Consider the following 12,350-nt stretch of genomic DNA (forward strand, 5'->3'; position numbering starts at 1 on the left):
TGAATGAGAAGTACGCATCTTCTATAGCGTTCAAAGGGCAAAATAAGTCGATTGTTATCACATTAATTTTCATTACATCTGTTACATTTAAATAGTAATGGTGATGCACACCTCAACTCATGGATTATGAGAGAAAACAATAATGGCGAAATACAACGAAGAAGATATTAAATACAAAGGTGAATCCAACGGCGTACATTCTTGGAGCTCTCCTTCCGGCCAACCTTATTACTGGCACCCAGATTGGCTACACGTTGCGGAAGATGCGACGGGTACGCATCCGAAGCAAAAACTTGAAGTTGAAAAGACAGAAGTACCAACCGAAAAGCACGCATTAAAAGCGATCTTAAAGCATATGAACGACTGGGCGACTGAAAAACTTTCTTCTAACCCTGACATCGAAACCAATGCGGTTGAGTCGGAAATCAATCTGAAGAAATAACCCCAACCGATATCCATACTTCTAACAGTAAACGCTCCACCTTTGGTGGGGCGTTTTTGTCTCAACAAATCCTCACTAGACAATTATAAACGCGTTAACGCAAAGCACTGAATTGAAACGATTGGGATGTGTGCAAAACTTCTCCAACCATGGCATAAATGCCCTTCAAACTCTGTGTCTACCAAACGTTTTCATGGCAAAAACTTTAGTTATGTTAGAATTCTGTTTCAAATCGCAACTTTTTTAGGTTTTCTTTTCAGTAACGGTTGTAACCAATATTGCTGAAAGGTATAAATGTTAGCACACCCCTTCGATTAACATGGATGAAGATTATGTTTGAAAAAGTAGTTGCCGCTCCGGCTGACCCTATTCTTGGCCTTACTGAAGAGTTTAAAAAAGATGCTCGCGCAGACAAAATTAACCTTGGCGTAGGTATTTACAAAAACGAGCAAGGCGAAACTCCCGTTCTTGCGACAGTAAAGAAAGCTGAAGCAGCACTTGTTGAAACTGAAAAAACCAAATCTTACCTAACCATCGAAGGCACAGCAGAGTACGGTATTGCAGTGCAAAAACTGCTTTTCGGCTCTGATGCAGAAATTGTAAACGAAAAACGCGCTAAAACAGCTCAAGCTCCGGGTGGTACTGGTGCACTACGTGTTGCCGGCGAGTTCATTAAACGTCAACTAGGCGATGTAAAGATCTGGATCAGCAACCCTACATGGGCAAACCACAACGGCGTATTTACTGCTGCTGGTATCGAAACGGCACAATACAGCTACTACAATGCTGAAACAAAAGACAAAGACTTCGATGCGATGCTAAATGATCTGCAATCTGCATCTGAAGGCGACATCGTGCTTCTACACGGCTGCTGTCACAACCCTACAGGGATCGATCCTACGGCTGAAGAGTGGGAAACATTGGCGAAACTTATCGCAGAGAAGAAATTGCTTCCTCTGTTCGACTTCGCCTACCAAGGCTTTGCTAAAGGTGTGGAAGAAGATGCTGCAGGTCTTCGTACTTTTGCTAAGTACAACAAAGAAATCCTAGTCGCGAGCTCTTTCTCGAAAAACTTTGGCCTATACAATGAACGCGTAGGTGCCTTCACGTTAGTAGCTGAGTCAGAAGAAGTCGCAACAACCGCATTTTCTCAAGTTAAAGCCATTATTCGCTCTATCTACTCTAACCCACCTGCACACGGCAGCGCTGTCGTGACTCACATTCTTGGCAACGCCGAAATGCGTGCGGAATGGGAAGCTGAAGTAGCAGAAATGCGTGACCGTATTCAAGAAATGCGTGAACTATTTGTAGCGACACTAAAAGCAGAAGGTGTGGACGCAGACTTTAGTTTCATCGAACGTCAAAATGGTATGTTCTCTTTCTCTGGTCTTTCTAAAGAGCAAGTTAACCGCCTTAAAGAAGAGTTCGGTATTTACATTGTCGGTTCTGGCCGAATCAGTGTTGCTGGTATGACGAAGTCAAATATGGGCCCTCTGTGTAAAGGCATTGCAGCGGTTTTATAATCGACTGTCGCATACTTTATTAAAAGGAAAGGTCAGCATAAGCTGACTTTTTTGTTTTAACTTAACGCCAAAAACGAACCCGTCCGATCTAGTAGACAAACTTCAAACTCAGCCCTACTTCATTGACGTAATCTGAGCTTTCACCGCTGTAATCAGTATCTCTAAACTGATAAAAAAGACCAGTGCCGATGACTTTATGCCATTGGTAGTTAAGACCGATCTTAAAATTGTTCTCATCAACGATATCACTACGGTTCAACTCCACTTCAGCTGTCGCAATAAGCTTTTCACTGAGCAAGTAATTCACCCCAACAGTTACAGCTTGAATCAATTCGCTATCGGAAGACAACGTATTATCCGTTTTGTCGTCCGTCGCTTTCGCTTTGATTGCGCCTATTCCATATAGCCCGTAGATATCGAATTGCTCTGTAACTCCATAACGGTAACCACCACCAAACAAAAGGCGGTCAATGCGAAGAGTAAAATCATCCGGATGGAAAAACTGCGCTGAGTAATCAGCATTAAACAACCAGTTCTCAGTAAACAAATAGTTACCACCGAGTCCAACTGTGGTCGCATTAGAGTTATCTAACCATTCTTCGTTTGTCGTTCCGGCACCAACATCCAAATGAATGTGTTCGTACCCAAATTTTTCTGCTTGGTGCATGACCGCTGCGCTTGATATCGCCGGCAAAGCAGCTAAAGAAACAAGCAATAAATTTCTCACCATTCGACTTCCTTTCATGAGAATTATCTAAACACTGTATTCCATCGCCTGAGCTACTTGGCTCAAGAAGAATAGCTTAATCTAAAGACGTGATAACGATCTGAAACAGCCAAAGAGCTAATCAGTCATCACGAAGAAAACATATCGACGACGTCTTTTTCAATTGAGGTGACCATATAGTAGTAAAAATGAAGCTCCCTTATCGTGCGATATGTCAGAATCTTATGACTGAGCACGAAAATCGCGGTTCAGATAAGACTCTGTTTTAAAACTAAGTTAAGATTACTTTATTATTTGCGAACTAAAAGGCGCCTTCGATGGATGCAGAACTTCTCGAGATTTACAACTTTCTCGCCAAGTATCCCCCGTTCAATGAACTCCCTGAAGAAACACTAAACAAGGTGACAGAGAGTGTCGAAATCTCGTACTACCGAGAAGATACCCCCATCATCCATTTTGGAGACTATATCCAAGATTTATACGTGGTGCGAAGCGGTGTTGTTGAAGTTTATCGACGCAAAGGTGAGCTGTATAACCGCCTTGACGAAGGTGACCTATTTGGCCAGATGGGCATGCTCACCAATAACAAAGTCCGCTTTCCGGTAAAAGCCATTGAGGATACCCTGCTCTACTGTATTCCTGGTGACATTTTCCAAGAAATTTACGATAACTTTGATTCCTTTGCGGATTTTGTTGAAGTTGAAAATAGCGCTCGTTTACGCCAAGCCATTTCAGAAAACAAAGACGCCAATGACCTGACGACGTCGAAAGTGAAAACCTTGCTAACTGGCGATGCTCATACGATTGATCGTGGTCAGACAATCCAGCAAGCCGCGCAGCAAATGGCGAATGACAACGTATCGGCTTTACTTATCGTCGACCCAGATTTCCTTCGTGACGAAGACGATCCACAGTCCCCAGTACTTGGTATCATTACTGACCGTGACTTGTGTACCCGTGTGTTAGCTGAAGGTTTGTCCCCACAGGACGATGTGTCTAGTGTGATGACCACGGAGGTCATGTCTCTTGACCACAACGCTTACATCTATGAAGCAATGTTAACGATGCTGCGTTACAACGTACATCACCTACCAGTGGTAAAAAACCAATTACCAATCGGTATTATCGAAACTACCGACATTGTTCGTTATGAATCTCAGAATTCGTTGTTGTTGGTGAGTAGTATTTTCCAACAACAGACTATCGAAGATTTAGCCGTTGTTGCCGAAGAAGTGAAAAGCAGCTTCGTGCGTCTGGTCAATGAAGATGCCAACTCTCACATGGTGGGTAGCGCGATGTCGGTCATTGGCCGAAGCTTCAAACAACGTCTGCTAGAAATGGCAGAAGAAGAGCTTGGCCCACCGCCAATTCCTTATTGTTTCCTTGCACTTGGCTCAATGGGGCGAGATGAGCAACTGTTGGTGACTGACCAAGATAACGCCATCATTCTAGATGAGACCTATCAAGAAGAGAAACATGGTAAATACTTCGAAGCCCTAGCAAAATACGTCAGCGATGGGTTAGATGCCTGTGGCTACAAATATTGCACAGGCGATATTATGGCAACCAACCCACTATGGCGCATGACTCGTTCAGAGTGGGAAGAATGTTTTGCTGACTGGATTGATAACCCGAACCCGAAAGCACTACTCAACGCCTCTATCTTTTTCGACTTAGATGGCGTCTATGGCCGCTTAAAATGGGCAGAACAGTTAACTAGCTTTATTGTTCGTCGCGCTCGAAAGAACAACCGCTTCTTAGCGTGTTTGGCTCGTAACGCACTAAACAGAACACCACCTCTAGGCTTCTTTAAAGACTTCGTGATGGAAAAAGATGGCAGACACAACAACTCCATCAACCTCAAACGTCGCGGTACTGCTCCTCTGGTCGACTTAATTCGCGTTCACTCTCTGGCGGTTGGTTCACGTGCACAGAACTCGTTTGAGCGTCTTGACGACATTATTGATGCTGGCATTTTGCCAAAAGGTCGAGCACAAGACTTAAAAGACGCGTTAGAATTTATTTCCATGGTACGTATTCGTCACCAAGCGACGGATGTGGAACTAGGCATTGAGCCTGATAACAATATCGAACCGGAAAACCTCTCTGAGTTTGAACGTCGCAACCTAAAGGATGCATTCCAGATCCTAAGCAATGGTCAAAATTTCCTTAAGTTCCGCTACCAAGCGAACAAGAGCTTTAAGTGAGGTTTAGCATGATTAAAAAGCTCTTTCAGAAGCCAACCATTCAGTGGCCAACGAAGTTTGAACAAAAGCTGGAGATGGCGAAGGATGAGAATTTAATTGCGTTTTATAGCAACAAGCCGCCTGCTCCAGAAACACCGTTATCTGAGGTGGAGTTCGTGGCGTTAGATTTCGAAACGACGGGTTTGAATCCTGAAAAACATGACATCATTACTATTGGTTTGGTGCCGTTTAACCTGAAGCGAATTTTCCTACGTAACTCGCGTCATTGGAAGGTACGTCCACAGCGTGCACTCGATGAAGATTCAGTCATTATACACGGTATTACTCACAGCGAATTGATCGATGCACCTGACTTAGGCGATATCTTAAGCGAGCTGCTACCATGCTTAAGCGGGAAAATCATTGTTGTTCATTACCGTCGTATCGAGAGAGAGTTTCTGGATAAAGCGCTCAAAAGCCGTTTAGGGGAAGGTATTGAGTTTCCTGTTTTAGATACGCTGCACCTTGAAGAAACGATTCAACAGAAACGTTCAGGCTCTCTCTGGGAGCGTTTAAAAGGGAAAAAACCAGAATCGGTTCGGCTAGCGCAATCTCGACGCCGTTATGGGCTGCCAGACTATACGCCTCACCATGCATTAACCGATGCAATTGCTACCGCAGAGCTACTGCAAGCGCAAATCGCCCATCATTACAGTGAAGAGCAACCCATCAGTGAGTTCTGGCTGTAATATACTTCACGCTTAATAGCGATCAAAAAAGGAGCCAGATGGCTCCTTTTTTTTGCTTAGCTTGAGACAAGATTACAGCTTAAAGCGTTGAATCTCTTGTTCAAGTTCGTGTGATAGCTCAGACAGGTGAGCAGCTTGTTCTGCTGCTTGATGAGCTTCGACTGACAACTCGTTAGACACGTCACGAATACCTTCAGTGTTACGAGTGATCTCAGTGGTTACCGATGCTTGCTCTTCTGCTGCTGAAGCAATCTGCGTTGCCATATCACTGATACGCTCAACAGCAGTGTGGATTTGCGTCAAGCTCGCTGCAGCCGCATTGGCATCATCAACACTGGTATCAGCTAGACGACGACTGTCACCCATAATACCGACCGCTTTGGCTGTTGTGCCTTGTAGCATCTCGATAGTTTCTTGAATCTCTTGCGTTGAAGCATGAGTACGTTGGCTCAATACGCGGACTTCATCTGCAACCACAGCAAAACCACGGCCTTGCTCACCTGCACGTGCCGCTTCGATCGCCGCGTTAAGTGCAAGTAGGTTCGTTTGCTCTGCAATGCCTTGAATCGTTGATAGAATCGTATTGATGCTATTTCCGTGTGCTTCTAGCTCTTGAATCACATCAGTAGCAACTTGAACTTCTTGCGCTAAGTTCTGAATAGAGCCTTGCGTTTGAGTTACTTGGCTTGAACCGTGTGAACAAGCTTGAACCGCTTCTTCTGAGTTACTTGCCGTACTATCAGCATTACCTGCAATTTCTTGTGTCGCTGCTGCCATTTCGTTCACAGCCGTCGCCACCATGTTGATTTCATCTTGCTGGTAAGAGATACGCTGACTACGCTCCTCAGCTTGCTGTGCTGTCGTGCGTGCTTGCTCTGAAAGCGCAGAAGATACGTGGCTAAGCTTAGTAACCATTGTGTGCATGTTGCCAACAAAACGGTTGAAGTTTTCCGCCAGTTTACCTACTTCATCATCACTGCGTGGTTCTAGGCGTTGCGTTAAGTCACCTTCGCCAGATGCAATTTCTTCCAGTGCATTTGATACGCGGTTCAAGTCACGGAACAAGAAACCAACTAGCCAAGAAACTGCAAGAATAACCACAATCGTGATCGCCACAGCAGTGAACAATAGATCTCGTAGCAATACCGCATGACCTGCTTCTTCTGTTGCGCGATCCATTTCAATCGCAAACATCCAATGCGTACCAGGAACTTTATTGAAGTAGTAAAGCTTCTCTTTTCCTTTGATTACCGTATCTTCGATACGACCTTCATCGGCGGCGCGCTCAATTGCCTCTTCTGAAAAATCTTTTAGAACACTGGTGATAGGCTTAAGCGTCAAGCTTTTATCTGGATGCGCTAAGAAGGTGCCTTCATTCATGTCGATTAGCATCGCATGCGCGTTTTCACCTGCATCTAAGTTAATCACATCGCTGATAAGCTGATCGATCAGTACGTCCGCACCAACAACACCAACAAACTGACCATTTTTCATTACTGGCTCAGCAATGGTCACAAGTAGTGCATTCGTGATTGCGTCTTGATATGCGGCTGTGATGATTTGCTTACCCGCGGCATCAGCATCCTTGTACCAAGGACGTGTGCGAGGGTCATAATCAGCACGGTTACGCTCCGGATGAGAGCGGTACATATCACCGTTTGGTGTACCAAGGAAGATGTCATCGAAGCCACCAGCCTTGCGAGCTTGTTGTAGGAAAGGAACAACGTCTTGCTCGGTCGAGTAGTCGTTGAACGCAGTGGCAATATCTTTACGGATATTGACCCAATCAGAAATTCCCTCTGACGCAGTAGTACTAAGACTTTGCGCACGTGAATAGACACCTGAACGAGTCTGATCAAATAATTGACCAGCCGACAACCAAGTAAGTGCTGTTGCCATCACAACAACAGCAGAAAGGCTTGCGCCTATAAGCTTTTGTTTTAATGATAATTTCATATTTATAGTTTTTTGAGTTGGGAGAACAGTTAAGGTGCATGAATATTACACACTTTTTTACGACTATTCACTAATTTTTAAAAAACAAAATAGCACATTAACTCTTTGTAAAATATGAACTTTCATGTGTCATTTTTTTGTCTCGAGCGTCATAAAAACCGCACAAAAAAAGCCAGCAAATTGCTGGCCTTTTGATTAATTGTTAGTCAAACGGTTTTATAAAATGCCGAATTACTGACGCTCAGTTCGCATACCCATCAATAAGCTCACACACATTGCAAGCAGAATGAAGGTAAATGGCAGTGCTGTAGAAATGGCACCAGCCTGAAGAGCTTGAACCGCCTCGGAGCCACCAATCCATAGCAGAGCAACCGCAATTGCACCTTCCATGAATGCCCAGAAGACACGTTGAAGTACAGGTGCATCGACTTTACCACCTGCCGTGATACTGTCGATAACAAGTGAACCAGAGTCAGAAGACGTAATGAAGAACACAAGTACCAGCACAACAGCGATGATAGAAAGCATGCTACCAAATGGAAGAACATCAAACATTTGGAACATAGCAAGTGATACGTCAGTCAAGCCATTTGTGCCCAGCTCACCTACTTTATCAACAACTTGCTCGATCGCCAGGCCACCAAATACAGACATCCAAACAACGGTAACCGCCGTTGGAACCAGCAGAACTGCTGTGATGAACTCGCGAACGGTACGGCCACGAGAAACACGCGCGATGAACATGCCTACGAATGGCGACCATGAAATCCACCAAGCCCAGTAGAACACTGTCCAGCCTTGGAACCAAGCTTCGTCCGTACGACCAAACGGGTTACTTAGTGGGATGATATTCTCTACATATGCCATAAGTGTGGTTGGAATCGAACCTAGGCTCGCCGCCCAACCGATAAGACCAACAAGGAGAAGTAGCAAGAACGCCACAACCATGTTGATGTTACTAATGACTTTAACACCACCATCGATGCCGCGTACGACTGAAACAACAGCAAGTAAAGTCACCACGGTAATAACGACGATTTGCAGACCTAGGCCTGGCTCAACACCAAATACGTGATGAATACCACTTGCTGCTTGCTGCGCACCTAGACCTAGGGATGTAGCAAGACCAAATAAAGTCGCAAGCACAGCCAGAATGTCCACAATGTGGCCAGCCCAACCCCATGCACGATCACCCAGAAGTGGGTAGAAGATCGAACGCATAGATAGCGGTAAACCTTTGTTGTAGGCAAAGAATGCTAAAGAAAGTGCTACAACACCGTAAATTGCCCATGGGTGAAGGCCCCAGTGGAACATCGTTGCACCCAGTGCCAATCTCGCGGCTTCTGGTGTATTTGCCTCAACACCAAGTGGCGTTTCATACCAACCGGTGAAGTAAGCGACAGGTTCTGCAACACTCCAGAACATTAAACCGATACCCATACCAGCTGCAAATAGCATTGCAAGCCATGACATAAACGAGTAATCGGCAACAGCGTCTTTACCACCTAGTCGGATCTTACCCATTGGTGAGACGATAAGCGCCAAACAGAAAATAACGAAAATGTTACCTGCAATAATGAACAACCAATCGAATGAACCAATAATTTTCCACTTCAGCCCATCAAGTGCCGTCTTTGCGGTATGTGCATCTAGAACTAATGCAGCGACAAGAAACAGCGCAATTAAACCTGCACTAATACCAAAAACTGGGTTATGAACATCAAAACCCCATTTTTGAACGTTGTCCTGACCTACCGTATAGTCGGTACTATCGATACTGTACTTATCTATACCCTTTGTCATCGTTCCTCTCTATTTTTGTAGTGTTTTTACGTACCAAACAAAAAAATCTTTCGAACACGATACGTTTTGCATTCCGTGAAGGCGCAAGATCCTATCATTTGACACGTTTTTGTCTATCTTTTTGCTATTAAAAAATCCAATAACTTACTTTTCACTGTGTGGTTACGGCCTTTGATAGAACAAATCACTACTACAATAGTTAGACCACAAACATTTATTGCTATAATAATTTTAGCTCTTCTTATTTTGTCGAAAAGGCGCGACAAAATGGTATTGAGGACACGGCGTAAAATTGTAGAGGTAATTTTTGATTTCCCCCCTTTAAATAAGGGCGCATTTAAGTTAGTGTCGCCTCGATAAATGTTCCCTACAGACTGGATGAATAAATTGGAAAAGTACGAAGAAGTATTGGTCTCGATTCGTCAGATCATCCGCGCTATTGATTTACATTCTAAAAAGCTGAGCAAAGAGTCTGGATTGACTGCTCCACAGTTGATTTTGATGCGCGCTATCAATGACTTAGATAACGTGACGATTAAACAGTTGTCTAGCCACACTAACATGAGCCAAGCGACCGCAACGACCATTCTAGATAGACTAGAACGAGGCCAGTTTGTTGAGCGTCAGCGCAGTGTTCAAGACAAGCGTAAAGTGCATGCTGTACTTACGAGCAAGGGCCAAGAAGCCTTAAAACAAGCACCAACGCCGCTGCAAGAGCACTTCATTAATCGATTCCAAAAATTGGAAGAATGGGAGCAATCCCTTCTACTATCTTCCGTTCAACGCATCTCGACGATGATGAATGCAGAGGACATCGATGTTGCTCCAATGCTAGAGCTTGGTAGCATTACCAAAGCCGATTAGTTTCGCTCCCACGTGCTCGCTTTTTGCGGGCACTACTCTCCTACTCAGTCAACCCAGTTTCAAACGCATATTTTGCTAACTCTGCCGTCGAATGTAAGTCTAACTTGTGCTTAATGTTATGGCGATGCGTCTCTACCGTTCGATAACTAATATTGAGTAAAGTGGCGATTTTCTTGCTGCTGTTTCCTTGAGCAACTAATTTAAGTACCGCTTCTTCCCTGCGGCTGAGAGGATTCGTTTTTTGCGTGGCAGGCACCACTTCTTGGGTAAAGAGTGTTTGTGTGACGGATTCACAGAAATACGTCGAGTCTTGGTTCACCGTTTTTATTGCTTGCACCATTTTCTCGGCCGAGATTTCCTTGAGCATATATCCTACGGCACCAGCTTGCATGACCTTCATGATGTATTCGCGATTATCGTGCATGGTCAACATAAGTATTTTGCTCTCTGGGCGCGCTTCTTTAATTACACCAGTCGCTTCAATACCGTTCATTATAGGCATGCTGATATCCATCAATATGACATCCGGTTGCAAGTGCTTTGCGACCTCTATCGCTTCCAAACCATTACTTGCTGTACCCACCACTTCGATGTCAGGCTCTAACTCCAAACGAGCCATGAAGCCATCCAACACCACTTGATGATCATCGACAATCACTACACTAATCGGTTTATCCATAAACTATTTCATCCAAATTAAGCAGCACGGTAATCTCTGTTCCCAAGCCAAGCTCACTCATTAGCTCAAATTCACCACCGATGAACTCTACACGCTCTTGCATGTTCCTTAACCCAATCCCTTGTTGGTGCACTGCTTGGTTAACCACAAATCCAACGCCATCATCACGTATGAGTAATTGCAGCATATTGCCCATTTTTTGCAAAGTAACTGTTACTTTTTTCGCTCGCGCATGTTTTTCAATGTTATTCAAAGACTCCTGAGCGACGCGATATAGCGTCGTTGCGACTTCCGAAGTCAGTTTGTGCTGCTGAGTATCGAAATTGCTCTCGATATCAATCCCGGAATGGGAATGAAAATCCTGTAGCAAGGTCGTCAGTGCTGCTTCTAAACCGATATCATCGAGGGCGCTTGGACGGAGCTGATGAGAAATATGCCGCACCTCATTTATCGCGGTGACGAGCGATCGTTGTGATTTATCTAAGTGGGATTTGAGTTTTTCGTCTTCCAGTCTATGACTCATTAAGTCTAAATGACATTTACTGGAGACTAACAACTGATTGATTCCATCGTGCAGTTCTCGCGCTAAATGCTTTTTCTCATCTTCTTGGAACATCACGGTTTTATGTGCCAATTCTTTCAGGTTCTTATCAGCGAGGCGATGCTCGTGCAGATTGATCGCCAGAGTGAGAACAATGATTACAGCAACGGTCACCGCTAAGATCACGACGACTGAGAAAAATGTCGTTTCGATATTTTTGTTCACTGCCGCGCGCATATTGGCGACTTCTCGGCTGACATCCTCAATATACAGCCCAGTCCCTATCATCCACTCCCACTTATCGAGCCATGCAGCGTAACTAAGCTTAGGGACGACTTCACCCGTAGATGGCTTTTGCCACAGGTACTGATGAAATCCACCACCTGATTGCGCTTGATACAATAAAGCTTCGATTAAGCGATCGCCATTTTCGTCTTCAAGATAGAGTAAGTTTTCCCCGACAAGCTCCGGAAGAACTGGGTGTACAAGGTTGGTACCATATTTATCATAAGCAAAAAAATAGCCGTCCGACCCATAACTCAAACGATTTAAAATCGCTTTCACACGCGTTTTGGCAACACTCTCTTCTAAAGTCGGATCGTTGTAGATGTAAGAAATGGAGTCAAAAGCGACGTCGACCGTATCTTTCAGCGCCGCTTCTTTTGATTGGATCAGGTTTTGATGAAAGATCTCCACCTCCCTTTTGCCAAGGGTCTTAGTTTGATAGATAGAGATCCAGCTGATACTCGCTGACACCAATACCACGGGTATCAGTGTCAGCAGAATTAACTTTGCTTTGAGAGGCATCCCTTCCCTCCATGAAACGCTGCCTTTACAGCTTACTATCTTAGCAGTACAAACGAATCGATTGTGTCTGCAT

General features: G+C 44.4%; 10 protein-coding genes. 5 read left to right on the plus strand and 5 right to left on the minus strand.

Features of this window, described 5'->3' with window-relative positions:
- Window positions 1–142 precede the first annotated feature (142 nt).
- Both R7E38_RS18030 and R7E38_RS18035 read left to right on the plus strand, forming a co-directional pair.
- A complete protein-coding gene (locus tag R7E38_RS18030) occupies window positions 143–442 on the plus strand; it encodes a hypothetical protein (protein ID WP_005376885.1) in 300 nt (99 codons plus the stop codon).
- A gap of 332 nt (window positions 443–774) precedes the next feature.
- Window positions 775–1,965: an amino acid aminotransferase gene (locus R7E38_RS18035; RefSeq protein ID WP_042522780.1), complete on the plus strand. Its 1,191-nt coding sequence runs from the start codon at window positions 775–777 to the stop codon at window positions 1,963–1,965.
- 88 nt (window positions 1,966–2,053) lie between these two features.
- Here R7E38_RS18035 and R7E38_RS18040 read toward each other — a convergent pair whose 3' ends face one another.
- Window positions 2,054–2,695 (minus strand): outer membrane beta-barrel protein, encoded by a 642-nt coding sequence (locus R7E38_RS18040; protein ID WP_226083563.1) that lies wholly within the window; start codon window positions 2,693–2,695, stop codon window positions 2,054–2,056.
- A 314-nt stretch (window positions 2,696–3,009) separates the two neighbouring features.
- Here R7E38_RS18040 and R7E38_RS18045 point away from each other — a divergent pair, with 314 nt between their 5' ends.
- Both R7E38_RS18045 and R7E38_RS18050 read left to right on the plus strand, forming a co-directional pair.
- Window positions 3,010–4,899: a DUF294 nucleotidyltransferase-like domain-containing protein gene (locus tag R7E38_RS18045; RefSeq protein ID WP_053306567.1), complete on the plus strand. Its 1,890-nt coding sequence runs from the start codon at window positions 3,010–3,012 to the stop codon at window positions 4,897–4,899.
- An 8-nt stretch (window positions 4,900–4,907) separates the two neighbouring features.
- Complete coding sequence (locus tag R7E38_RS18050; RefSeq protein WP_005376881.1) at window positions 4,908–5,627, plus strand: 3'-5' exonuclease; 720 nt, start codon at window positions 4,908–4,910, stop codon at window positions 5,625–5,627.
- A 72-nt stretch (window positions 5,628–5,699) separates the two neighbouring features.
- Here R7E38_RS18050 and R7E38_RS18055 read toward each other — a convergent pair whose 3' ends face one another.
- Window positions 5,700–7,583, minus strand: coding sequence for a methyl-accepting chemotaxis protein (locus tag R7E38_RS18055; RefSeq protein WP_005376880.1), 1,884 nt, complete (start codon window positions 7,581–7,583; stop codon window positions 5,700–5,702).
- A gap of 231 nt (window positions 7,584–7,814) precedes the next feature.
- Window positions 7,815–9,386: a BCCT family transporter gene (locus R7E38_RS18060; protein ID WP_005376879.1), complete on the minus strand. Its 1,572-nt coding sequence runs from the start codon at window positions 9,384–9,386 to the stop codon at window positions 7,815–7,817.
- Between the two features lie 387 nt (window positions 9,387–9,773).
- Between R7E38_RS18060 and R7E38_RS18065 the strand changes: the two genes are divergently transcribed.
- Window positions 9,774–10,250: a MarR family winged helix-turn-helix transcriptional regulator gene (locus tag R7E38_RS18065; protein ID WP_005376877.1), complete on the plus strand. Its 477-nt coding sequence runs from the start codon at window positions 9,774–9,776 to the stop codon at window positions 10,248–10,250.
- Between the two features lie 40 nt (window positions 10,251–10,290).
- Here R7E38_RS18065 and R7E38_RS18070 read toward each other — a convergent pair whose 3' ends face one another.
- Together R7E38_RS18070 and R7E38_RS18075 are read right to left on the minus strand one after the other, a co-directional pair.
- The gene (locus tag R7E38_RS18070) at window positions 10,291–10,929 is read right to left on the minus strand and encodes a response regulator transcription factor (RefSeq protein ID WP_318081957.1); all 639 of its coding nucleotides are present in this window, start codon (window positions 10,927–10,929) and stop codon (window positions 10,291–10,293) included.
- The gene (locus R7E38_RS18075; RefSeq protein ID WP_005386831.1) at window positions 10,922–12,277 is read right to left on the minus strand and encodes a cache domain-containing protein; all 1,356 of its coding nucleotides are present in this window, start codon (window positions 12,275–12,277) and stop codon (window positions 10,922–10,924) included. Before R7E38_RS18075 ends, R7E38_RS18070 begins: the two co-directional genes overlap by 8 nt.
- Window positions 12,278–12,350: the final 73 nt, after the last annotated feature.

This window comes from Vibrio sp. Vb2131 (assembly GCF_033338535.1).
Lineage (GTDB): Bacteria > Pseudomonadota > Gammaproteobacteria > Enterobacterales > Vibrionaceae > Vibrio > Vibrio alginolyticus.

What these genes read in the sequence shown, in the direction of transcription:
- R7E38_RS18040 (WP_226083563.1), bottom strand. Translation starts at nt 2,695, where the DNA reads ATGGTGAGAAATTTATTGCTTGTTTCTTTAGCTGCTTTGCCGGCGATA.
- R7E38_RS18055 (WP_005376880.1), bottom strand. Translation starts at nt 7,583, where the DNA reads ATGAAATTATCATTAAAACAAAAGCTTATAGGCGCAAGCCTTTCTGCT.
- R7E38_RS18045 (WP_053306567.1), top strand. Translation starts at nt 3,010, where the DNA reads ATGGATGCAGAACTTCTCGAGATTTACAACTTTCTCGCCAAGTATCCC.
- R7E38_RS18030 (WP_005376885.1), top strand. Translation starts at nt 143, where the DNA reads ATGGCGAAATACAACGAAGAAGATATTAAATACAAAGGTGAATCCAAC.
- R7E38_RS18060 (WP_005376879.1), bottom strand. Translation starts at nt 9,386, where the DNA reads ATGACAAAGGGTATAGATAAGTACAGTATCGATAGTACCGACTATACG.
- R7E38_RS18070 (WP_318081957.1), bottom strand. Translation starts at nt 10,929, where the DNA reads ATGGATAAACCGATTAGTGTAGTGATTGTCGATGATCATCAAGTGGTG.
- R7E38_RS18035 (WP_042522780.1), top strand. Translation starts at nt 775, where the DNA reads ATGTTTGAAAAAGTAGTTGCCGCTCCGGCTGACCCTATTCTTGGCCTT.
- R7E38_RS18075 (WP_005386831.1), bottom strand. Translation starts at nt 12,277, where the DNA reads ATGCCTCTCAAAGCAAAGTTAATTCTGCTGACACTGATACCCGTGGTA.
- R7E38_RS18050 (WP_005376881.1), top strand. Translation starts at nt 4,908, where the DNA reads ATGATTAAAAAGCTCTTTCAGAAGCCAACCATTCAGTGGCCAACGAAG.